Source organism: Lysobacter sp. GX 14042, from assembly GCF_021390425.1.
In the GTDB taxonomy this organism is placed as follows: Bacteria; Pseudomonadota; Gammaproteobacteria; order Xanthomonadales; family Xanthomonadaceae; genus Novilysobacter.
The window spans coordinates 579,388-602,095 of record NZ_JAJUWY010000001.1 but is presented as its reverse complement, the minus strand read 5'-3'; the positions used below and the strand labels follow the sequence as shown (position 1 = coordinate 602,095).

General features: G+C 69.1%; 16 protein-coding genes and 2 pseudogenes. 8 read left to right on the top strand and 10 right to left on the bottom strand.

Annotation, left to right across the window (positions count from 1 at the left end; translation table 11 throughout):
• Positions 1-187 precede the first annotated feature (187 nt).
• Both LY625_RS02830 and LY625_RS02825 read left to right on the top strand, forming a co-directional pair.
• Complete coding sequence (locus LY625_RS02830) at positions 188-514, top strand: helix-turn-helix transcriptional regulator (protein ID WP_233737467.1); 327 nt, start codon at positions 188-190, stop codon at positions 512-514.
• A complete protein-coding gene (locus tag LY625_RS02825; RefSeq protein ID WP_233737466.1) occupies positions 511-1,800 on the top strand; it encodes a type II toxin-antitoxin system HipA family toxin in 1,290 nt (429 codons plus the stop codon). The genes LY625_RS02830 and LY625_RS02825 overlap by 4 nt, the downstream gene beginning before the upstream one ends.
• A gap of 23 nt (positions 1,801-1,823) precedes the next feature.
• On the opposite strand, the gene LY625_RS02820 is transcribed toward LY625_RS02825, so the two are convergent.
• The 5 genes from LY625_RS02820 to LY625_RS02800 all read right to left on the bottom strand — a co-directional run bounded on the left by LY625_RS02820 (position 1,824) and on the right by LY625_RS02800 (position 5,889).
• Positions 1,824-2,147, bottom strand: coding sequence for a YnfA family protein (locus LY625_RS02820; protein WP_233737575.1), 324 nt, complete (start codon positions 2,145-2,147; stop codon positions 1,824-1,826).
• 22 nt (positions 2,148-2,169) lie between these two features.
• The gene (locus LY625_RS02815) at positions 2,170-2,718 is read right to left on the bottom strand and encodes a DUF2058 domain-containing protein (protein WP_233737465.1); all 549 of its coding nucleotides are present in this window, start codon (positions 2,716-2,718) and stop codon (positions 2,170-2,172) included.
• 45 nt (positions 2,719-2,763) lie between these two features.
• Positions 2,764-3,621: a copper resistance protein B gene (locus LY625_RS02810; RefSeq protein WP_233737464.1), complete on the bottom strand. Its 858-nt coding sequence runs from the start codon at positions 3,619-3,621 to the stop codon at positions 2,764-2,766.
• Positions 3,618-5,399, bottom strand: a complete 1,782-nt coding sequence (locus tag LY625_RS02805; protein ID WP_233737463.1) for a copper resistance system multicopper oxidase — start codon at positions 5,397-5,399, stop codon at positions 3,618-3,620. Before LY625_RS02805 ends, LY625_RS02810 begins: the two co-directional genes overlap by 4 nt.
• A gap of 124 nt (positions 5,400-5,523) precedes the next feature.
• Positions 5,524-5,889, bottom strand: a complete 366-nt coding sequence (locus LY625_RS02800; protein ID WP_233737574.1) for a CopL family metal-binding regulatory protein — start codon at positions 5,887-5,889, stop codon at positions 5,524-5,526.
• Between the two features lie 138 nt (positions 5,890-6,027).
• Between LY625_RS02800 and ada the strand changes: the two genes are divergently transcribed.
• Positions 6,028-7,146, top strand: coding sequence for a bifunctional DNA-binding transcriptional regulator/O6-methylguanine-DNA methyltransferase Ada (ada, locus tag LY625_RS02795; RefSeq protein ID WP_233737462.1), 1,119 nt, complete (start codon positions 6,028-6,030; stop codon positions 7,144-7,146).
• 22 nt (positions 7,147-7,168) lie between these two features.
• On the opposite strand, the gene LY625_RS02790 is transcribed toward ada, so the two are convergent.
• Both LY625_RS02790 and LY625_RS02785 read right to left on the bottom strand, forming a co-directional pair.
• Positions 7,169-7,882: an arginine deiminase-related protein gene (locus LY625_RS02790; protein WP_233737461.1), complete on the bottom strand. Its 714-nt coding sequence runs from the start codon at positions 7,880-7,882 to the stop codon at positions 7,169-7,171.
• A 224-nt stretch (positions 7,883-8,106) separates the two neighbouring features.
• The gene (locus tag LY625_RS02785) at positions 8,107-10,092 is read right to left on the bottom strand and encodes a DEAD/DEAH box helicase (RefSeq protein ID WP_233737460.1); all 1,986 of its coding nucleotides are present in this window, start codon (positions 10,090-10,092) and stop codon (positions 8,107-8,109) included.
• A gap of 139 nt (positions 10,093-10,231) precedes the next feature.
• On the opposite strand from LY625_RS02785, the gene LY625_RS02780 reads away from it, so the two are divergent.
• The 4 genes from LY625_RS02780 (at position 10,232) to LY625_RS02765 (ending at position 16,715) form a co-directional block, all read left to right on the top strand.
• A complete protein-coding gene (locus LY625_RS02780) occupies positions 10,232-11,797 on the top strand; it encodes a YdiU family protein (RefSeq protein ID WP_233737459.1) in 1,566 nt (521 codons plus the stop codon).
• 51 nt (positions 11,798-11,848) lie between these two features.
• On the top strand, positions 11,849-13,753 hold the full coding sequence (locus tag LY625_RS02775) for an ATP-binding cassette domain-containing protein (RefSeq protein ID WP_233737458.1): 1,905 nt from the start codon (positions 11,849-11,851) through the stop codon (positions 13,751-13,753).
• A 79-nt stretch (positions 13,754-13,832) separates the two neighbouring features.
• A complete protein-coding gene (locus LY625_RS02770; protein WP_233737573.1) occupies positions 13,833-14,381 on the top strand; it encodes an alpha-ketoglutarate-dependent dioxygenase AlkB in 549 nt (182 codons plus the stop codon).
• Positions 14,382-14,495: 114 nt separating this feature from the next.
• Entirely contained in the window at positions 14,496-16,715 is a 2,220-nt protein-coding gene (locus LY625_RS02765) for a TonB-dependent receptor (RefSeq protein WP_233737457.1), read from the top strand.
• A 601-nt stretch (positions 16,716-17,316) separates the two neighbouring features.
• On the opposite strand, the gene LY625_RS02760 is transcribed toward LY625_RS02765, so the two are convergent.
• The 3 genes and pseudogenes from LY625_RS02760 to LY625_RS02750 all read right to left on the bottom strand — a co-directional run bounded on the left by LY625_RS02760 (position 17,317) and on the right by LY625_RS02750 (position 20,996).
• Positions 17,317-18,255, bottom strand: coding sequence for a hypothetical protein (locus LY625_RS02760; RefSeq protein WP_233737456.1), 939 nt, complete (start codon positions 18,253-18,255; stop codon positions 17,317-17,319).
• A gap of 327 nt (positions 18,256-18,582) precedes the next feature.
• Positions 18,583-19,388: pseudogene (locus LY625_RS02755) on the bottom strand (transposase).
• Between the two features lie 98 nt (positions 19,389-19,486).
• Positions 19,487-20,996, bottom strand: a pseudogene (locus LY625_RS02750) (M14 family zinc carboxypeptidase).
• A gap of 142 nt (positions 20,997-21,138) precedes the next feature.
• Here LY625_RS02750 and LY625_RS02745 point away from each other — a divergent pair.
• Positions 21,139-22,707 (top strand): oligopeptide:H+ symporter, encoded by a 1,569-nt coding sequence (locus tag LY625_RS02745; protein ID WP_233737455.1) that lies wholly within the window; start codon positions 21,139-21,141, stop codon positions 22,705-22,707.
• The last annotated feature ends 1 nt before the right edge of the window (position 22,708 follow it).

Below are 22,708 nucleotides of genomic sequence, written 5' to 3'. Positions count from 1 at the left end.
GGGCGCGAGTATAGCCCGGAAACCCATCCCGGCTTGCGGCTGTTGGCGGTTTCATCGAACTGCTGTGGATCAGCACCGCCCATCATCGATTCCCACTTGAACTGTCTGCGCTCAGTTACATTCGGCGCTTGTAAGCGATCGTATACATCGGTACGATGTCGGCGAACGATGACTTTGAGGTGGCGCCATGCCGATCATCCACACCCCGAGGGAGCTCGGACTGGCTATCCGCTCCCGCCGCAAGGAACTGGGCTGGGGCCAGGCCACGCTAGCGGAACAGGTCGGCGTTACCAGGCAATGGATCATTGATATCGAGAAGGGCAAGCCCCGGGCGGAGCTCGTGCTCGCGCTGCGTGCGCTGCGCGTGCTGGGGCTGTCCCTTCACGTGGAGGCTGAGCGGAACGAAGGCGTCGCGAGAGACAGCGACAAGCAAGCGCGTTCCAAAGTGCCCGCGGCGCCCGCTCTGGACATCGATGCCATCGTCGAGGCTCACCGGAGCGATGGGAACCGATGACGGAGTTGCTCGTCCTGATAAATGGAATTTTGGCCGGCCGGGTTTTTGCGGGGAGGCGAAGCCGGCCAGGTTTTGTGTACGACGACGAATGGCGACACAGCCGCGACGCGCTCCCGCTGTCGCTGAGCCTGCCGTTGGCGAGCACGCACCATGATCCGGACGCCACCGCCGCGGTGTTGTGGGGATTCCTGCCGGACAACGAGCATGTCCTCCAGCGTTGGGCAAGCCGGTTCCACGTGTCGCCACGCAATCCGCTGGCACTGCTGGGCCATGTCGGCGAAGACTGCGCGGGTGCCGCGCAGTTCGTGCGGCCAGAGCGATACGCCGGGGACATCGAGGATGCGACTGGCGGGGTCGAGTGGCTGGACGAGGCCGCAGTGGCGGAAAGGTTGCGCCTGGTGCGGCAGGATGCGGGCGCCACGCGGCGCCAGGATGACATCGGGCAGTTCAGCCTCCCGGGTGCCCAGCCGAAGATCGCACTGCATCGCGACGGCGGACGATGGGGGATTCCGCAAGGCCGCATGCCAACGACACACATCCTGAAGCCGCCCACGGGGGCGTTCGAGGGCTATGCCGAGAACGAGCACTTCTGCCTGACGCTGGCGCGCGCGCTGGGGCTGTCGGTATGCGAGTCCACGATCCTGCGCTTCGGGGACGAGATCACCATCTGTGTCACGCGGTACGACCGCCAGTACCAGGGGGGGCGTTGGTGGCGCGTCCATCAGGAGGACTTCTGCCAAGCCTTGGGCGTGATGCCGCAGCGCAAGTACCAGAACGAGGGCGGTCCTTCGCCGGCGGCGATCGACAGGTTGCTGCACCAGTATTCGAGCCAGCCCCAGGTCGATCGGGAGGATTTCCTGCGATCGCTGGCCTTCAACTGGCTGATCGGAGGTTCCGACGCACACGCCAAGAACTATTCCCTGCTGGTCGGAACAGGTGGCACCGTGCGCCTGGCGCCGCTCTATGACATCAGCAGCGCTTTGCCGTACCCGCAGATCGAGCGACGGAAGCTGAAGATGGCGATGAAGGTCGGGAGTCACTATCGCTGGCACGACATCAGGCTGAGCGACTGGCTGGCACTCGGTCGGGAGATGGGCTTACGCGACGAGCACATCAGGGACGTCCTGATGTGGGGTGGGAGTTCCATCGCCGATGCAGCAGCAGGGGTCGCCGCCGGGATGAGAGAGGGCGGAATTGGTCACCCGATCATCGACGCACTGGTCGATGCGATCGCCGGGTCAGCCGCTCGCTGCCTGAAAATGTTGAACGCATCGTCCAAGGGCTGACCGCGCGATGTCGAAGTGAACGGTCAAGCGCGCCAGTGCCCCACCACCATCACCAGCGCCCCCAGCAGGATCAGCCCGCCACCCAGCACGTCCACGCGGTTGAGCGGCACTTTGTCCACCCACGCCAGCCAGCCCAAGGCGGTCGCCACGTAGATGCCGCCGTAGGCGGCGTAGATCCGGCCGGAGGCGACCGGGTGCAGGGTCAGCAACCAGGCGAACAGCGCCAGGCTGGCCGCGGCCGGCACCAGCAGCCACGCGCCTGCCGCTTCCTTGCGCCACAGCAGCACCAGCCAGCAGCCGACGATCTCCGCCAGCGCGGTGACCGCGAAGAGCGTGGCGACCTTCAGGGTGGCGAAGGCACCCACCGGCTCACCAGACCAGGTCGTCGGGGACCTGGAACCGGCTGTAGTACTCGTCGTCGGAGCCTTCGGGTGCGGATGCGTCGGGCTGCGCGGCGTTGTCGAGCACCAGCAGCTCCGGGACCCGTGCGGCGACCTTCTCACCGGCGGCCTGCGGCAGCAGTGCGTAGCCGTCGTCCAGGCGCACGATCACCAGCGCGCCCTTGGCCAGCTGCGCGCGAAGGGCGGTGTTCACGTACACGGTGCGGATCTGGGTACCGTCACTGAAACGGTAGGGAATCTCACCGTCCACCGGGACTTTGTGGTCCTGGATGATCTGCCGGGCCTGGGCACGCGCTTCGTGGGCGCGGGCCTGCGCGTTGCGCTCGGCGGCCAGGGTGCGGTCGCGCTCGGCGCGTTCGGCCTGCAGGCGCCGGGCGTCCACCGCAGCGGCGTCGTCTCCGGCGGTGGGCGGGGCGACGCCCTTGCGCTTGCGCTTCTGGTCGCGGGTGGCCTGGGCGAGCTGGCTCTTCTTGGCCAGGCCCGCCTTGAGCAGCTGGTCCTGCAGGGGATTGCGCATCGAATCGGGAGTGCCATGCGTGGGCAGCCGAGTGTAGCCCGCCGGTCAGAACCAGAACCGCACGCCGGCAACCAGCCGGGTGTCGTGGACAGGCTCCCCTGCGTGGCCGCGCAGGTCGGCAGTGGTCCCGAAGGCGCGCTCATGGGTCACACCGACGTACGGCGCGAACCGGCGGCTGAGTTCATAGCGCAGCCGCAGGCCGGATTGGGCTGTCGCCAGGCCGGAGCCGATCCCACGCGCCGGGTCGTCCTTGCCGTACAGCGCGACTTCGATGACCGGCTGGAGGACCAGCCGGTTGGTCAGCAGCAGCTCGTACTCCGCCTCCATGCTCAGTGCGGACCGACCCGACCGGTCCACCAGGGCGGTCGCCTGCAGTTCGACCCGATAGGGGGCCAGGCCCTGTATCCCGAAGGCGAGCCAGTCGCGCGTGGCGCCGGGCTGGAATTCGTGCCTCAACCCGGCGACGACATCCCACCACGGTGAGATGCTCCGGCCGTACAGCAGTTCGATGTCGGCCGATTGCGTACTTCCCGCGGAGCGCTCGCCCCCCGAACGCAGCCACAGTCGGTCGAGATCGGTGCCGATCCAGCCTTCCAGCTCCCAGGCCTGGCCGGTGCCGGGGCCGGCATCCCAGGCTTCCAGCCGGTCGAACAACAGATGGGTGTTGATGGGGGAGGGATGCTCCATCGGTCGCTGGAGCACCGGGAATGCCGCAGTGCGGTCGGCGGCGGTGACCGGGGGAACCGGCGTTGCCGGCTCCGGCGCTTCGCCGTGGCCGGCATGCCCGGCGTGCCCCTGCGGGTGCGCCATGCCAGGGTGCCGGGCGTGGTCCTGCGCGTGCAGGTGGCCGCTCGCCAGGCCGAGCGTGGCCGCGACCAGGGTGCAGGGAAGCAGCCGGTTCATGCGCTTTCCTCCACGCGTACCTCGCGCATCATTCCCGCCTCCATGTGGTAGAGCAGGTGGCAGTGGAAGGCCCAGCGGCCCAGGGCATCGGCGCGGACACGATAGCTGCGCCGGGTGCCGGCGGGGATGTCGACGGTGTGCTTGCGCAGCTGGAAGCGCCCGTGTTCGTCCTCCAGGTCGCTCCACATGCCGTGCAGGTGGATGGGGTGCGACATCATGGTGTCGTTGACCAGCACGATGCGCAGGCGCTCGCCGTACGTCAGGCGCAGGGGCTCCGCGTCCATGAACCCGAGGCCGTCGAACGACCACGCGAACTTTTCCATGTGCCCGGTCAGGTGCAGCTCGACCGTGCGTCCGGGTTCGCGGCCGTCGGGATCGCCGGACAGGCTGTGCATGGCGCCGTAGGTCAGCACCCGGCGTCCGTTGCCGCGCAGCCCGATGCCCGGGTCGTCCAGCTTCGGGCCGAGCGTCATCGCCTGCATGTCGACCAGCGGATTGCCGTGCTCGGATGGCGGATGCTGCTGCATGCCGGACCCGTCGCCGCTGCTGGCGTGGCCGCCGCCGTGCCCGGCATGGGCGTGCTGCCCGGCCGTGGCCTTCGCGGGGGCACCATGGCCCGCATGGCTGGCATGGTCCATGCCAGCGTGGCCCATGTCGTCCATCGTCAGCAGCGGGCGTGGATCGAGCGCGGGGACCGGCGCCTGCAGGCCATGGCGGACCGCGAGGGTGCCCAGGGCGAAACCGGTGCGACCCGAGTCCTGGGCAAACAGGGTGAACGCGTCCTGCCCCCGGGGCTCGACGATCACGTCCAGGGTCTCGGCGGTGGCGATGCGGAACTCGTCGATGCCGACCGGGTGGATGTACTGCCCGTCGGCGGCGACCACGGTCATCTCCAGGCCGGGGATGCGTACGTCGAAGTAGGTCATCGCCGAGCCGTTGATGAAGCGCAGCAGGACCTTCTCGCCGGGGCGGAACAGACCGGTCCAGTTGCCCGCCGGCGCGGTGCCGTTGAGCAGGTAGGTGTAGGTGTGGCCGTTGATGTCGGAGATGTCGCTGGGGGTCATCCGCATCCGGTCCCACGCCAGCCGCTCGCGCAGGGCGGCACGCAGGCCGTCCCGGCGGGCATCGCGCAGCAGGTCGCCGGCGGTGGGTTTGTAGTGGTTGTCGTAGCTGGCGTCCTTTTTCATCCGCCGGAACAGCGCGGCCGGATCCAGGTCGGTCCAGTCCGACAGCAGCACCACGTGCTCGCGGTCGTGGCGGTAGGGCGGCGGTTCCCGCGGTTCGATGACGATCGCGCCGTACAGCCCGGCCTGCTCCTGGAACAGCGAATGGCTGTGGTACCAGTACGTGCCCGATTGCCTGGCCTGGAAGCGGTACAGGTACGAGCCGCCTGGGGGGATGCCATCGAAGCTCAGCCCCGGCACGCCGTCCATGTTGGCCGGCAGGATCAGTCCGTGCCAGTGGATCGAGGACCAGTCACGCAGCCGGTTGGCCACCTGCAGGGTGATGGTGTCGCCTTCGCGCCAGCGCAGGACCGGCGCCGGCAGGCTGCCGTTGACGGTGGTCGCCAGGCGGGTCCGCCCGGTGAAATCCACCGGGGTCTGGCCGATGGCCAGCTGGAATCCGCTTCCGGCCAGCTCGGGAACGTGGCTGGCGGAAACGCCGTGGCTGGTGCGCGGCCACAGGCCGAAGCCGGCGAGGGCGCCACCGGCGGCCAGGCCCTGGATGAACCGGCGGCGCGACGGATCGGCGCCGCGGGAGTCGGAGTGGATCGACATGGGGTGTTCCATCGGGCCGGTGGCCACGGGCCGACCGGCGGAATGCGGATAAGTCCCGGCGCGACGCGGCGGGCAGCCGGATCGCGGGGACAGGCGGTGGGTGCCAGGGCGGCACCAGCCCCGCTCAGCCGATCGGCGGCCGCAACACGCCGGGCAGGGCGGGCGATGCGTGGCTGTGGACCCGCGGATGGGCCTGGGCCGGATCCGGGGTGAGCGGTGCAAGCACCGGTCCGGCGGGGAGCGCCGCTGCCACCTGCAGGCAGGGACAGGCGCACTGGCCCGGCTCCCCGCAGTCGGACCCACAGGGCGGGGCCTGGTAGTCGGACCCACAGGACGGATCCTGGTGGGCGTCCGGATGGCCGGTGTTGTGCATGGCCGGCGCGGCGCTCGCACCGGCCTGCATGCGCACCGCCGCCCCGGCCGTTCCGATCCCGTCGAGGACCAGCACGAGGGCGAGCAGCAACTGAAGCAGGACCGGCAGGGAGCGCATGTGCACCAGTCTAGCCGCAGGGAGTAGGACCAGGATACGAGCCCGGCCGAGAGGAGGAGTTCGACCGCAAGAACCGGAGTGCGGCCGGTGGCGGCGACGCTTATCTTCACGGCATGGTGCAGTGACAGGTCCAGTGCAATGACAGACAAACCAGCCAGTGCGTTCGACAGCCCGGCGACACATCCGGGCCGGAAGCCGCCGGATTCCGGCCCGGGCGCGGTCGACGGAGACCCCCGCTGGGCGGCAGTCACCCGTCGCGACCCGGCTGCCGACGGGCAGTTCGTCTACGCCGTGCGGACCACCGGGGTGTACGCGCGCCCGAGCAGCGCGGCGCGGCTGCCGCGGCCGGAGAACGTCGAGTTCTTCGCCACCCCCGCCGAGGCCGAGGCGGCCGGTTACCGTGCCAGTCGCCGTGCTGCGCCGGACCGCAGCGCGGTTGCCGCCCGCCACGCGCAGCTGGTGGCGGCGGCCTGCGGGTTCATCCGCGACGCCCCGGAACGCCCGGGCCTGGACGTGCTGGCGGCGCGTGCCGGGCTCGCCCCGCACCACTTCCATCGCGTGTTCAAGGCGGCCACCGGCCTGACACCGGCGGCATACGCCCGGGCGCACCGGGCACAGCTGCTGCGCGACCGGCTGGGCGAGGCCCGTTCGGTCACCGACGGCCTCCATGAAGCCGGTTTCGGCTCCAGCAGCCGCTTCTACGAGACCGCCGGCGAGCGCCTGGGGATGCGTCCGGGCGAGTACCGCGCCGGCGGCGCCGGCACCGAGATCCGCTTCGCGGTCGGGGAGTGTTCGCTGGGCTCGATCCTGGTCGCCTGCAGCGGGCGGGGTATATGCGCGATCGCCCTTGGGGACGACCCGGATGGGCTGGTGCGCGAACTCCAGGACCAGTTCCCAAAGGCCGGCCTGGTCGGCGGCGACGCCGGCTTCGAGGCGGTGGTCGCCGCGGTGGTTGGCTTCGTCGAGGACCCGGCGATCGGCCTGGAGCTGCCGCTGGACGTGCGCGGCACCGCCTTCCAGGAACGGGTGTGGCAGGTCCTGCGGCAGATCCCGGTCGGCAGCACCGCCTCGTACACCGAGATCGCCCGCCGGACCGGCCGCCCGGCCGCGGTGCGGGCGGTGGCGCGCGCCTGCGGAGGCAACCGGCTGGCCGTGGCGATCCCCTGCCACCGGGTGGTGCGCCAGGACGGCGACCTGTCGGGCTACCGCTGGGGGGTGGAGCGCAAGCGCGAGCTGCTGCGGCGGGAGCGGGAGTGAGGGCGGCGCATGTCGCCCGCAGTCAGTAGATCTCGCCGACGCAGCAGCGCAGCGAGCCGCCGCCGGCCTCGATGGCGTCGATCTCCACGCTGCGCACCTGGAAGCCGGCCGCCACCAGCGTTGCGCGGCTGGCGGCGGACAGGGCGCGGTCGGCACCGGCGCTCATCCAGACCGTCTCCGGTGTCAATGCGATGCAGTTGCCGGCAAATGCGGCGTGCTCGCGCGGACAGGCGGTGACCACGTGTGGCGCGTACAGGGTGGTGATGGCATCGACCACCGCCGGGTCGGCGATGCCCGCAGGGCAGACCACCGCCGCGCGTCCGGCCAGCACCGCCAGGACCACGTTGGTGTGGTATTCACCGGGCGCAAGCTCGAACATCAAGGTCGCCCGCAGCCCCAGCGCCTCGTGCATCAGCCGGGCGCCTTCCTCGTCGCAGCGCTCGGACAGCCCGGCAAAGCCCAACCCACGGGCACGGTCGACGACCAGCGCGCCGGTGAGCTCGCACGCGTGTGGCTGGGTGGACAGGTCGTATTCGCGGTAACCGAGCACGTCGGAGAAGAACCGCCGGATGTCCCCGCGCCCGGCCTCGCGCTGGCGCACCGGGTGGCGCATGCGTCCGACCACGTAGCGGCCGGGGGCGGTGGCAAAGACATTGTTGGGGAACAGGGCGTCGGGGGTTTCCGGATCGCCTGCGAAGCACACAATGGGCAGCACGCCGGCGAAGGCGTGGTGCAACTCGCGGTGCTGGCGCGAGGCGGCGTCGGGATCGAAGTCGCCGGCGCGGGGCCATGTAGCGGTTGTCGGCCGCCGACTGCTCGGCCAGCCGGAAGCCGTCCGGTGCCACGAGGAAGGCGGCACGCGCGGTGGCGGTCCCCGCATCGGGCGCGGCCTCGCGGGCAAGGGCGAGGAACCGCCCGGTGTCGCGGGTAATCATTGCTGTCCTTGTTCCCCTGTTCCGGTCAGCGCGGCGGACGCGGCTTGCGCGGGCCCGGGCGCGGCGGACCATTGCGGTGCGGCGGCCTGGGCCCACGGGGAGGCGGCCCGCGGCGGGCATGCGGCGCCTGGCGTGCCTCCTCGCCGGCACGGGAAATCCGCAGCGGCTGGCCGGCGACGCGGACCTTCTTCAGGAACTGCAGCAGGTCCGGGGGCATGCCCTCGGGCAGGTCGACGAAGCTGTGGTCGTCGCGGATGTCGATCCGGCCGATGTGGCGGCTGTCGAGCTCGGCCTCGTTGGCGATCGCACCGACGATGTTGCCCGGCTTGACGCCGTGGTCGTGGCCGACCTCGATGCGGAACGTCTCGCTGCCGTACTCGGATGTCCCGCGCGGCGGAGTGGATCCGCGCGGCGGGGTGTCGCCGGTACGCGTGGGCATCGGTGGCGCGTCGTCGGGGAACAGCATCTCGCCGGCGTTGCCCGCCGCGCCGATGTCGCCGGCCGATGAGGCTGGCTGCCGCTGCGCGGTCGCTGTCGCGCCCTGCGGCGCGGCGGGGCGGGTGTGCTCGCGGGCCTGTGGCCGTTCCCGCGGTGGGCGCTCGGACGTGCCGCCCTGGAACGGAGCGCGCTCGAACGGCTTGCGCTCGGGCTGGCGCGGCGCGTCCAGCAGCAACGGCCGTTCGCCCTGTGCCAGCCGCGCCAGGGCCGCGGCGATTTCCTCGACCGGGACGTTGTGCTCGCGCTGGTAGCGCTCGACCAGGTCGCGGTACAGCGCAAGGTCGTTGGCGGCGAGGGTTTCGGTGATGCGGTCGAGGAAGCGCGAGACGCGCTGCTCGTTGACGGTGTCGATGGTCGGCAGCGCCATCTGCTCGATCGGCTGCCGGGTCGCGCGCTCGATCGCCCGCAGCATGCCGCGCTCGCGCGGGGTCACGAACAGGATCGCCTCGCCCTTGCGCCCGGCCCGGCCGGTGCGGCCGATGCGGTGGACGTAGCTCTCGGTGTCGTAGGGAATGTCGTAGTTGAGGACGTGGCTGATGCGGTCCACGTCCAGTCCGCGCGCGGCGACATCGGTGGCGACCAGCACGTCGATGCGTCCGTCCTTGAGTTGGGCGATGGTCTTCTCGCGCTGGGCCTGCTGCACGTCGCCGTTGATGGCGGCGGCGGCGATCCCGCGGGCGGCCAGCTTCTCGGCCAACTCCTCGGTGCCCAGCTTGGTACGGGCGAACACGATCATCGCCTCGAACGGCTCGGCCTCCAGGATCCGGGTCAGCGCGTCGAGCTTGTGCATCCCGCTGACCGCCCAGTAGCGCTGGCGGATGTTGGCCGCCGTGCTGGTCCTGTTCCTGATCGAGATCTCGACCGGCTCGTTGAGGTAGGTCTGGGCGATGCGCCTGATCTGCACCGGCATGGTCGCCGAGAACAGCGCCACCTGGCGGCCTTCCGGGGTCTTCTTGAGCACGGCCTCGACATCGTCGATGAAGCCCATGCGCAGCATCTCGTCGGCCTCGTCGAGCACCAGGCAACGCAGCTGCGACAGGTCCAGCGAGCCGCGGTCCAGGTGGTCGATGATCCGCCCCGGGGTGCCGACCACCACCTGCACGCCGCGCTTGAGCGCCTGCAGCTGCGGGTAATAGCTCTGGCCGCCGTAGATCGGCAGCACGGTGAAGCCGGGCAGGTGGGCGGCGTAGCTCTGGAAGGCCTCGGCGACCTGGATCGCCAGCTCGCGGGTCGGGGCCAGCACGAGTGCCTGCGGCGCCTTCTGCGTGGGGTCCAGGCGGGCCAGGATCGGCAGCGCGAAGGCGGCGGTCTTGCCGGTGCCGGTCTGCGCCTGGCCGAGCACGTCGCGGCCTTCCAGCAGCGGCGGGATGGTGGCAGCCTGGATCGGCGAGGGACGCTCGTAACCCAGGTCGGCGGAGGCGCGCAGCAGCGGCTCGGGCAGGCCGAGGGCCGAGAACAGCGGGGTCTCCGGGCTTTCGTCGCCGGTGCCGGCAGTGGGGATGTCGGCGCTCATTGCGGCTCCGGACGGCGCTCAGGCCGGTAAAAAGGGGGCGCGTAGTCTAACGGGGATGGCGTGGTCCGCCGCGTGAGCCGGGTTTCCCGTGCAGTCGCCGTGCAGCCCCGGTGCACGCGCGCCGGCCTAGCATGGCCGCATGCTTTCGTTCCGCTTCGACAACGCCTTCGTTCGCGAACTGCCCGGCGACCCGGTGCACGGCCCCCGGGTGCGCGAGGTCCGCGAAGCCTGGTCGCCGGTGATGCCCACGCCGGTCGCCGCACCGCGGGTGCTTGCGTACTCGCGCGAGATGGCGACGGCACTGGGCCTGGCCGCCGGGGAGGTCCTGTCGCCGGAGTTCGCCCAGGTGTTCGCCGGCAACCGGCTGCTGCCCGGCATGCAGCCGTTCGCGGCCAACTACGGCGGCCACCAGTTCGGCCACTGGGCCGGGCAGCTGGGCGACGGGCGCGCGATCAGCCTGGGCGAGACCGTCGATGCGGTCGGCGGGCGCTGGGAACTGCAGCTCAAGGGCGCCGGCCGCACGCCGTACTCGCGTGGCGCCGACGGCCGGGCGGTGCTGCGCTCGTCGATCCGCGAGTTCCTGTGCAGCGAGGCGATGCACCACCTGGGCATCCCGACCACCCGCGCGCTGGCGCTGCTGGCCACCGGCGAGGAGGTGGTGCGCGACATGTTCTACGACGGCCACCCCGCGCCGGAGCCCGGCGCGGTGGTGGTGCGGACCGCGCCGTCCTTCCTGCGCTTCGGCAGCTTCGAGCTTCCGGCCTCGCGCGGCGATACCGGCCTGTTGCGGCAGCTGGTGGAGTTCTGCATCCGCCGCGATTTCCCGCACCTGGAAGGCGAGGGCGAGGCGCTGGTGGCGGCGTGGTTCGCCGAAGTCGCGGTGCGCACCGCGCGACTGATGGCCGACTGGATGCGGGTGGGCTTCGTCCACGGCGTCATGAACACCGACAACCTGTCGATCCTCGGGCTGACGATCGACTACGGGCCGTACGGCTGGATCGACGACTACGATCCCGACTGGACCCCCAACACCACCGACGCCCAGCGCCGGCGCTACCGCTTCGGCCAGCAGCCGGCGGTCGCGTACTGGAACCTGGGACGGCTGGCGGGCGCCCTCTCGCCACTGTTCGCCGATGTCGCCCCGCTGCAGGAAGGCCTGGCCGCCTACGTCGACGCCTACGAAGCCGCCGAGCAGGACGTCACCGCCCGCAAGCTGGGCCTGGCCGGGTTCCGCCACGGGGACGACGCCCTCATGCGCACCCTCCAGGACTGGATGGCGGCCACCGAGGTCGACATGACCCTGTTATTCCGCGCCCTCGGCGACCTGCCCGCGGACCCGGACCCACAGGCCGAAGCCGTCCTCTTCGCCGGGGCCTTCTACGATCCGGCCAGGCGCGAGGCCGGCTGGCAAGCGCTGCAGGACTGGCTGGCGCGCTACCGCGCCCGCCTCGCCGCCGACCCGCGGGAACCGGGCGCCCGCCGCGAGCGCATGCGCCTGGCCAATCCCCGCTACGTGCTGCGCAACTACCTGGCGCAGCAGGCCATCGACCGGGCGGAGCAGGGCGACCCGTCCGGCGTGCGCGAAGTGCTCGAGGTCATGCGCCGGCCGTACGAGGACCAGCCGGGGCGGGAGGCGTATGCGGGGAAGCGGCCGGAATGGGCGCGGGAGCGGGCGGGGTGTTCGATGCTTTCATGCAGCTCGTGAGAGCGGGGAGTGAGGAACGAGGAACGTTCCTTGCCCCTACAATCCCTCCCCATGCCCCTGATCACCCTCCACAACGTCGACTACAGCGTCGGCGGCCCGCTGCTGCTCGAAGACGTGGCCCTTTCCATCGCCCCGGGTGAGCGCGTCGCCCTGATCGGCCGCAACGGCGCCGGCAAGTCCACCCTGCTCAAGCTGCTCGCCGGCGAGTTGAACCCCGATGACGGGGAGATCCGCCGCGAAGGCGGCGCGCGGATCACCCGGCTCGAGCAGGAAGTGCCCGCCGACGCCAGCGGCGCGGTGTTCGACGTGGTTGCCGCCGGAATGGGGGAGCTGGGTGGCTGGCTGGCCGAGTTCCACCGCATCAGCCACGCCGAGGAGTTCGACGCCGACGCCATGGCCGCGGTGCAGGCGAAGATCGACGCCGCGCAGGGCTGGAGCGCCGACCAGCGCGTCGCCGAGACCCTGGACAAGCTCGGGCTGGATGGCGATGCACCATTCGCCGGACTGTCGGGCGGCATGAAACGCCGCGTCCTGCTGGCGCGCGCGCTGGTGTCGGCACCCGAGTTGCTGTTGCTGGACGAGCCGACCAACCATCTGGACATCGAGTCGATCGACTGGCTGGAGCAGTTCCTCAAGTCCTGGCAGGGCGCGCTGGTGTTCGTCACCCATGACCGGCGCTTCCTGCGCGCGCTGGCGACGCGGATCGTGGAGATCGACCGTGGCCAGGTGACCAGCTGGCCCGGCGACTGGGCCAACTACGAGCGCCGCCGCGAGGAACGCCTGAATGCCGAGGCGCAGGAGAACGCCCGCTTCGACAAGCTGCTGGCCCAGGAAGAGGTCTGGATCCGCCAGGGCATCAAGGCCCGGCGGACCCGCGACGAAGGCCGCGTGCGCCGGCTCAAGGCGATGCGCAACGAGCGCGCCGAGCGCCGGGCACACACCGGCAACGTCAAGATGGACTTCGCCCAGGCGGAGAGTTCCGGCAAGAAGGTGATCGAGGCCCGGCACGTCTGCTTCGACTACGGCGGGCGCAAGCTGCTGGACGACGTGTCGACCACGGTGTTCCGCGGCGACCGGATCGGCCTGATCGGCCCCAACGGCAGCGGCAAGACCACCCTGCTCAAGACCCTGCTCGGCGAGCTGGAGCCCACCGCCGGCGAGGTGCGCCTGGGCAGCAACCTCCAGGTGGCCTACTTCGACCAGTACCGCGCCACCCTGCGCGAGGACTGGAACGCGCTGGAGAACGTGTCCGAGGGCCGCGAGTTCGTCGAGGTCGGTGGCCGGCAGAAGCACGTGATCGGCTACCTGCAGGACTTCCTGTTCACGCCCGAGCGCGCCCGTGCGCCCATCACCCGGCTGTCGGGTGGCGAGCGCAACCGCCTGCTGCTGGCCAAGCTGTTCGCCCAGCCGTCGAACCTGCTGGTGATGGACGAGCCGACCAACGACCTGGACGTGGAGACGCTCGAACTGCTCGAAGAATTGCTGGGCGACTACCCGGGCACCCTGCTGCTGGTCAGCCATGACCGCGACTTCCTTGACAACGTGGTGACCTCGACCCTGGTGATGGAAGGCGGCGGCCGGGTCGGGGAATACGTGGGTGGCTACAGCGACTGGCTGCGCCAGCGCCCCGCGGCACCCGTCGAGGCAGGCCCGGGCAAGCGGGCAATGCCGGTGTCGCCGATCGCCGGGGGAGGCGGGGCACGGACGGCCGGGAGCACCAGTACCGCGGCGCCCGCCAGGCGGAAACTGGGCTTCAAGGAAGCCCGCGAGCTCGAGCAGTTGCCGGGGACCATCGAGGCACTCGAGGCGAAGCTGGCGGCGCTGACGGCCGGGATGAACGACCCGGCGTTCTACCAGCGCGACGCGGCGGCGATCACCGCCCACGCCGCGGACGTGGCACGGGTCCAGGCGGAACTCGATGCCGCCTACGCGCGCTGGGCGGAACTGGACGGCTGAGGTCACCGCGGTGCCACGCGATGCCGGGTTCCAGCCGTCGCTGTTCCAGCCTGCCGCTCCGGCGGAAGGCTGGCAACGGCTGTTCGACGATCCCGGGGGCGGCGTGCGCTACCGTCCCGGCGTGGTGGATCCCGCGACCGCCGAAGCATGGTTCGACGCCCTGCGCGACGGCATCGCCTGGAAATCGCAGCGTCGGTTGATGTACGAACGGGTGGTCGAGGTGCCAAGGCTGGTGGCCTCGTGGTGGCTTGCCGATCCGGGACTTCCGGCCGCCTTGGGCGCCGCGTTCACGGCGGTACGCGAGGTGGTGGACGAGCCCTTCAACGCGGTCGGGCTGAACTTCTATCGTGATGGCGACGACAGCGTCGCGCCGCACGGCGACAAGCTGCACATGCTGGTGCCGGGCCACCCGGTGGTCCTGCTCTCGCTCGGCGCGGCGCGGCGGATGTCGATCCGCCCGAACACGCCACCCCGCCGTTCCCTGCAGGTGGAGCTTGAGCCCGGCAGCGTGCTGCTGATGAGCTATCGCTCGCAGCTGACCCACCAGCACGGGGTGCCGAAGACGCGGCAAGCGGTGGGTCCGCGGATCAGCCTGGCGTTCCGGGTCCGGCCGCAAGCCGATGCATGAGCGGGGGCCTGGCAGCTGGTTTCCTGAACGGAATGGACAGTGCCATCACGCCCGTCCATGCGAGGGTCCCGGCGGCCGACAATGGCCGGTCCCCCAGATCCCTCCGGAGACGTCTTGAATCAGCCCCAGCCGGGCCGGCCGCCCGATCTCCCCGTTTCCTCCCGCCATGGCCGCAAGGCCGCCCGCCGCCTCCCCCTGCTGCTCGCGTTGCAGGCCGCGCTCGCCGCGCCGCTGGCGCTTGCCGCGCCCGCCGGGCAGGATCGCGATCCGGCGGCCCAGGCTGCGACCACGCTCGACCACGTCGTGGTGACCGCCACCCGCCAGGCCGATGATGCCCTGGTGGTGCCCGCCGCGGTGGACGTCGTCACCGGCAGGGACATCCGGCTGGCACAGCCCGGGATCAACCTGTCCGAATCGGTGCAGCGCATCCCCGGGGTGGTGGCGCGGGACCGGCAGAACCACGCCCAGGACCAGCAGATCTCGATCCGTGGCTTCGGTGCCCGGGCGACCTTCGGCGTGCGCGGCATCCGCATGTTCACCGACGGCATCCCGGCGACGATGCCGGACGGGCAGGGCCAGGTCTCGCACTTCCTGTTCGACGCGGCCGACCGGGTCGAGGTCCTGCGCGGCCCGTTCTCGGCGCTGTATGGCAACGCATCGGGCGGGGTGATCTCGCTGTTCACCGCCGATGCCCCCGCCGACCCGCTGCTGCGCGGCGAGTACATCGCCGGCTCCGATGGCCTGCGCCGGGCCTCGGCCAGCTACCGCGCGCCCTGGGCCAGTGGTGACCACGGCAGCTTCCTGTTCGACCTGGTGGACCTGGACACCGACGGCTACCGCGACCACAGCAAGGCCAGCCGCCGCCAGGGCCAGGCGTTGCTCAAGGGCACCCTGGCCAGCGGCGGGCACTACACCCTGCTGGCCAATGCGATCGACCTGAAGGCCCAGGACCCGCAGGGCCTGAGCCGCGACCAGCTGGACGGCGACCGTCGCGCGGCCAGTGATGGCGCACTGCAGTTCGACACCCGCAAGACCGTGCGCCAGGACCAGCTCGGACTCAACCTCGAGCAGCCGCTGGGTGGCGGCCACGGGCTGGCATTCACCGCCTACACCGGCAGCCGCGAGACCACCCAGATGCTGGCGATCCCGGTGTTCGTCCAGGAGCGCCCGCTGCACGGCGGCGGGGCGATCGACCTCGACCGCGGGTACTACGGCGGCGACCTGCGCTGGCGCTGGGAGGGCGCGTGGCTGGACCGGCCGTTCTCGTTGACCGCCGGGTACTCGCACGAGGTCTCCGACGAGCGCCGCCTGGGCTACGAGAACTTCATCGGCGACACCGTCGGCGTGGTCGGCGCGTTGCGCCGCGACGAGGACAACGCGGTGACCGGCCGCGACGTGTACGTGCAGGCCGACTGGGCGCCCGCCCAGCGCTGGCGGATCAACGTCGGCGCGCGGCACAGCCGGGTCGGGTTCGAGTCCGACGACCGCTTCGTCACCGACGCCAATCCCGACGACAGCGGGCGGCTGGAGTACTCGCGCACCTCGCCGGTGGCCGGCGTGCTGTTCCGCGCGACCCCCACGCTCAGCGTGTATGCCAACGCCGGTGCCGGTTTCGAGACCCCGACGTTCGCCGAGCTGGCCTACCGCAGCGACGGCCTGAGCGGCCTCAACGACACCCTGGCCCCGGCCCGCAGCCGCAACTACGAGTTCGGCCTGCGGGGTCGCACCGGCGCGCTGGACTATTCGGCCGCGCTGTTCCACAGCCGGACCGCGGACGAGCTGGTAGTGGCCGCCAACCAGGGTGGGCGCAGCGTCTACGCCAATGCCGAGACCACGCGCCGCCAGGGACTGGAACTGGCCGTCTCCGGCGAGCTGGCGCCGGCCTGGCGTTTCGCCACCGCCTACACCTTCCTCGACGCCGAGTACGTCGACGACTTCGCCCTGTGCGGGGCGCCGCCGTGCGCGTCGGACGACCTGATCATCGAAGGCGGCCGCAACATCCCCGGCCTGTCCCGGCACTTCGCCTGGGGCCAGCTGCGCTGGAGCCCGCTGGCCGACACCGACGTGATGTTCGAAGGCCGGTTCTCCGACCGGGTCTGGGTGGACGACAGCAACACCGAGTCGGCGCCGGCCTATGCGTCCTTCGACCTGGCCGCCGAGCGCCGCTTCCGGCTCGGCGGACTGGAGTGGCGCGGCTTCGCCCGGATCAACAACCTGTTCGACCGCGACGTGATCGGCTCGGTGATCGTCAACGAGGGCAACGGCCGCTTCTACGAGCCGGCGCCGGGAAGGAACTGGATGGTCGGCCTAGAAATTGGATATGTACTTGATTGACGCTGAAAGCAACTTCACCTTCTTTTTCAAGAGCGTGAGACCATGCTCAATCAACAAGCGCGAGTATTGCATGGAGAAAGTAAAGTTCCTGTGGCATAGCCTGATTAAAACCTTTGCCTAGAACGAATATGACCGCGACGCCTGCTTGGCGTCGCGGTCGGCTAGTTACCGCGCCAAAATGTTTGATGGAAGTTCGAGTCCGCAGGATCTGGGTATTTCACTTGAAGTCAAGCATTCTCGCGTGATTGTGGCCCAACGCTGCAGGCCTTCATCCGTAATACGAGTTAACCCTTCCTGGCGCTCCACGTGTTTCACCGTTTCAAGGACACGTCGCTGAGCATCTTCCGTCATTGCTGGAAATTCTTGGCCGGCCAGAATTATCTGTATGGCTAATAGCTCCCTCGCTGCACTAGCTACTTCACTATCCGAACGCATGCGACCCTCTGCGTCCAAAAGTATGGAGCCCACTACGTCTAGTTTCCTAGATACTGCGTCCGAGGCAGCTGATGCCCGCGCTTCATACTGAATCGCTGCCGCTGCAAAACCTGCGCTACCTAATGCGATCACTACGATAGGGATAAATATTCTCTTCATTGCGGCCTCACAATGGTTGGATGTAGCACGAGTGAAGCTTTCCACCGATGTAGGAGCAGACTAGATAACTACTGGAGGGTCGACTCCACGAGATGTATCCGGTCGAGGGACGATTGGGCTGTACATTGAGCCCGCTACCGCCACCACCACCGCCAATGCCACCAGTCTGTGGAATTGGCTGGCCGTTCGCATCTTTCCCGCTATCGGTAATGTACCGGGCAGCATTTTTATCCATGATGTTCAACTGATAACAAGCGCTGTCGCCATTCCTATAGACAATGCATGCGGTTGGGCCCTTCCCATGGAGGCTTTTTAAGGCATTGAATAATCCCTTCCAAAAACTGGGGATCTCCGCGGCTTGCCACGCGGGATTAGCGCCGGCAGCCATCGCTGAATACAAGAATGGACTGACTACTTCCATTTGCGCGCCACGGAGCGACGAAAATCCGGACGAATTGGGTGCGGAGACCATGATCGAGTTTTTGCTCAACTTTACAATGGCTCCAAACTGTTGCTGTTCCGCTGGAGTCGCGGAGCTCACAACAGCGTTCGTTTGACCAAACGTGGGTCCCATCAGCCCTGCGAGCAGTTGCGGATCCTCAGGGATGGTAACTGCGGCTTCATCTTCGTTAGCGATGAAGCCGACGGCGTCCGTTGCTAGTCCGCCCAGAGTAAGTTTCTGCGGAATTGGAGCTGATCCGCCGCGCGGGACTTCACCCGGCATGGTTTTGAACACTATGACGTGCTTCATGGTGCCTGTGTTCGGGTTGCCCACTGCAAATCGAAACTCTCCGGTCCTGTCCGGAGCTTTGGAGATCGCCGCAGTTTGGAACTGTGCTGTTGTTGAGCAATTGGTGCAGAGGACCCACTGCTGCGCTTCGGCGCGACCGGTAACAGAGAAGAAGAGGCCGAGTCCTATCGCCACTAAAAACAAAATATGCTTCATGTAACACTCCTTCGTCGATGAGCATGAACAAGCGAGCGCAGTGTGCTCGCTTGTTCATGTTCAACTGTCATTCAGGATGTGTCAAGGCCATGCTTGGGTATCGCATAGAGTGGTCAGACAGTAGCTAACCGCCGTCTATCTGCTGGTCGGTGGCACCTCGCTCTATCAGTACGTGCACGACCGCCTCGCCTTCTGCCGCCACAGAAGATTGCCACTAGGCCGCGGCAAGTGTCCGGCTCCTTGCGCCTGACCTGCCGAGCCGATTTACGCGACCATCCATGTCCAGCCGTGTAGTGCGCTCAAGCAAGGCATGGTCGCCGCGCTGCGTCAGGCCAAGCAGGCCTGTGGCCAGCGGCGGATCACCGCCACGACCCGCAACTTCGTGTCTGATGCGCTGCGCATCTGCGCCATGTTCTTCGCCAGATGGCGATAGCGCACCTTGAGGTAGCCGAACTGCCACTTGACCGCCCGGAACGGATGCCCCCTTCGGCAGCACGGTGGCCTTTGAGGTGCTCCCCAGCGTTCAGTGTATTTGCGGTCACGCCGGTTCTTCATCGCCCGCAACTTCGATAGCTTCTCCGCGGTCCAGAACGCCGCTGTCACGTCCCGCAACTCCTCGCGCGTGTCCGCCCCGGTATAACTGCTATCGCCGCAGACCGTGTCCTCACTGTCATGCAGCGGCTTGTGCACCTGGGTCGTTGACCATGTTCGCGCCTGCCGTCAGACTCTGGCCATTGCGCGCCAAGTGCGTTCACCCGCTCCAGGATCTGCGGCGCCAGATCGTTTTCCAGCAAACGCCGGAATTTGAGGGTCGTGGGTTGGTCGGGGATGTTGTCCAGCCCAACCAAGCGGGCGAAGCGGCGCATTACCGGTATCTCGTACAAACGTCTCTTCCATGTCCGGATCACTCAGCGCAGCGCCTATCACTGCCGCAGGAAGTGGATGCGCAGCATCGTCGCCAGCGGGTAGGGCTGGCGGCCGGGGCGACCCATCTTCGCGTAGTGCTGCGTGATCAGCTTCAACAACGTCCCGCGGCACCACTGCTCCATCTCGGCCAGGAAGATCTCGCTCCGCCTCCGCCTCCGCTTGCGCTTGCCCATGTGCTCCGTGTTCCCGAAGCTCAGCCACGTCATCTCCGTCGAACGTTCCCGCTTTGTCGCTGAGGAAGTTGCTGAGAGCATTCTTAATTCTGAGATGTCGGCAATGACATGCGCCTCTGGCCTCCGAGGGATCAGCGCCGTGGCGCCCGGTCCACCCGCAGTACCGGGTACAGGTTCAACCGGTCGTCCCAGGACTCGTGGCGCCGGTAGAAGAACTCCAGCCGGGCCTGCGCGTCGGCCGCGAACTCCGGGTCCTCGCGCAGCCGGCGCTCGAATTCGGCCTTGACCCGGCGGTCGCCCAGCATTTCGCGGGCGACCTGCTCGGCGACGTAGGACTCCATGTATTCCTTGCGCTCGAAGGCGTTGTTGAACCAGCCCCAGGCGGCCAGCGAGTCCGGCGCCTGCGGCTCCAGCAATGCCATCGCCATGCGCGCGCGCGGCTGGGCGATCGGCACGAACAGCGCGCCGGCGGCCAGGTCGTGCGACTCGGCCTCCCAGTCCCCGGCGAGCGTCACGCGCTGGTGGCCTTCCATCGGGCGCGGCGCGAACTCCACCGTATCGGCGCGGAAAGCCGCCACCCGGGCATCCCGGAGCGGCTGCTCCAGGCGCGTATACCCGACGCCGTGCAGGTCCAGCTTGCCGGCCACGCGGCCGGCGTGCTCGGCCGGCACCAGGTAGCCGGCCCCGGGCGCGTCGACCACCAGCGAAGGCTGGATGTCGTCGCACAGCGGGACGTTCCAGACCTGCGGCGCGGTCTCGTCGTACCGGGTCATGGTCGCGCCGGAGACCTCCGACGGAGTGCGGCTGTACTCGTAGCCGCGGAAGTCGACCCGCCGGCAGGCCTCGCCGGCCTGGTAGTCCAGCTCGACCGGCTGGCCGCCGATGCGCACGGCCCGGGCATCGGCCTCGCGCGCCAGGCCGTGCCAGCGCGCCCCGTGGGCGGCGACCAGGTCGAGCACCGCGACGATCGTGTTGCGGGTGATCGCCACGCGCTCGGGGTACTCCTTCCACGAGTGGGTCTCCACCAGCATCCCGAGCCGGTTGCGCAGCGGCATGTAGCCGTGGGAGAAGCGCGGCGGTGACACGTCGTCCTCGAAACCCGAGGCCGGGTTGTCGTACTGCACGAAGGAGGGGTAGAACGGCAGCGGCAACGAGCCGGACCCGGCCAGCGCGTCGATGGTGCCGTCACGCAGTGCCCGGGACGTTGAACACCGGCACGAACACGAACACCTGCATCTTCAGCACGCCCGGCGAGACCTCGCCCTCCAGCAGCTGGCGCAGGGCCAGGAATCCGGCGTCCTTGCCGTCGATCTCGCCGGCGTGAATGCCGCCCTGGATCAGGGTCACCGGCAGGCCCTGCGCCCGGGCCTGCTCCGGGGTGAAGGCGCCGGACTGGCTGACCACCAGCGCCTTCATCGGCCGGCCCTGCGGGCTGGTGCCGAAGTCGGTGCAGCGCACCGCGTCCGGGTAGCGGGCGGCGAAGGCCCCGCACAGTTCGATCACCTCGGGGTAGCGGCCGGTCTCGACAAAGCCGCTGCGCTCGGAATGGGTGGTGAGCGGAGCCTCGGCGCGCGACGGGGCGGGCAGGGCGAGGCCCGCCAGGCAGAGCAGCGCCGGCAGGGCGAGGCGGGCGGTCGTCATCAGGTATCCCCGGGGTGTTCTCGAAGCCGGGCATGGTACCCGCTCGCGGGCCTGCCCGAGGCGGCGCAACGGCCAGTGGTCACAGCGCGGAACGGGCCGGCCTTCCGGTACCCTTGCCGCTTTCGCCCGGAACTCTCGACCGATGTCCCAGATCCCCGCCGTGCCGGCTGCCAGGGGCCGTTTCCCGCGCCAGATCCCCTTCATCATCGGCAACGAGGGCTGCGAGCGCTTCAGCTTCTACGGGATGCGCAACATCCTGGTGCAGTTCCTGATCACCTCGACCCTGCTGCAGCACATCATGGAGGGCGGCGAGCGGGAGCTGGTGGCCAAGGACCTGATGCACTCCTTCATGATCGGGGTGTACTTCTTCCCGCTGCTGGGCGGCTGGCTGGCCGACCGGTTCTTCGGCAAGTACAACACCATCCTGTGGTTCAGCCTCATCTACTGCGCCGGCCACGCCTGCCTGGCGCTGTTCGAGGACAACCGCACCGGTTTCTTCGCCGGCCTGGGGCTGATCGCACTGGGTGCGGGCGGCATCAAGCCGCTGGTGGCCTCGTTCGTGGGCGACCAGTTCGACCAGTCCAACAAGCACCTGGCCAAGGTGGTCTTCGACGGCTTCTACTGGATCATCAACTTCGGCTCGCTGTTCGCCTCGCTGCTGATGCCGCTGTTCCTCAGGCACTTCGGCGCCAGCGTGGCGTTCGGCATCCCCGGGCTGCTGATGTTCATCGCCACCCTGGTGTTCTGGCTGGGGCGCAGGCACTACGTGATGGTGCCGCCGGCCACGACCGCGGATCCGGACTCGTTCTCCAGCGTGATCCGCACCGCCCTGACCCGGGAGGTGCCGGGGCAGGGCCGTCCCGGGCTCTGGCTGGCGCTCGCGGGCGCGGTGCTGGCCGCCGCCTCGTTCGCGCTGATCCCGTCGCTGGGTTTCGTGATCGCCTTCTGCATCGCCCTGGTGGCGCTGCTGGCCGGTGTCGGTGGCGGGGCCTGGATGCAGCTGGACCGGGCCCGCGGGGTGCATCCGCCGGAGGCGGTCGACGGAGTGCGCAACGTGCTGCGGGTGCTGGTGATCTTCGCCCTGACCACGCCGTTCTACTCGCTGTTCGACCAGAAGGCCTCGACCTGGGTGATCCAGGGGACCGCGATGACCAAGCCGGACTGGTTCGTCGCCTCGCAGATGCAGGCGCTGAACCCGGCGCTGGTGATGCTGCTGATCCCGTTCAACAACCTGGTGCTGTACCCCGCGCTCAAGCGACTGGGCTGGGAGCCGACCGCGCTGCGGCGGATGACCGCCGGCATCGCCTTCAGCGGACTGGCCTGGATCGTCATCGGCGGCATCCAGGTGGCGATGGACGGCGGCAATGCGATGTCGATCGTCTGGCAGGTGCTGCCCTACGCACTGCTGACCTTCGGCGAGGTGCTGGTCTCGGCCACCGGGCTGGAATTCGCCTACAGCCAGGCACCGCAGGCGATGAAGGGCGTGGTGATGAGCTTCTGGAACCTGACCACCACCATCGGCAACCTGTGGGTGCTGCTGGCCAATGCCGCGGTCCGCAACGACACGGTGACCGGCTCCATCGCCACCACCGGGCTCAGTACCGCGGCCTTCCAGATGTTCTTCTTCGCCGTGTTCGCGCTGCTGGCGGCGCTGGCATTCGGGCTCTATGCGCGTCGTTACCGCATGGCCGACAACTACCGGGAGGCCTGAC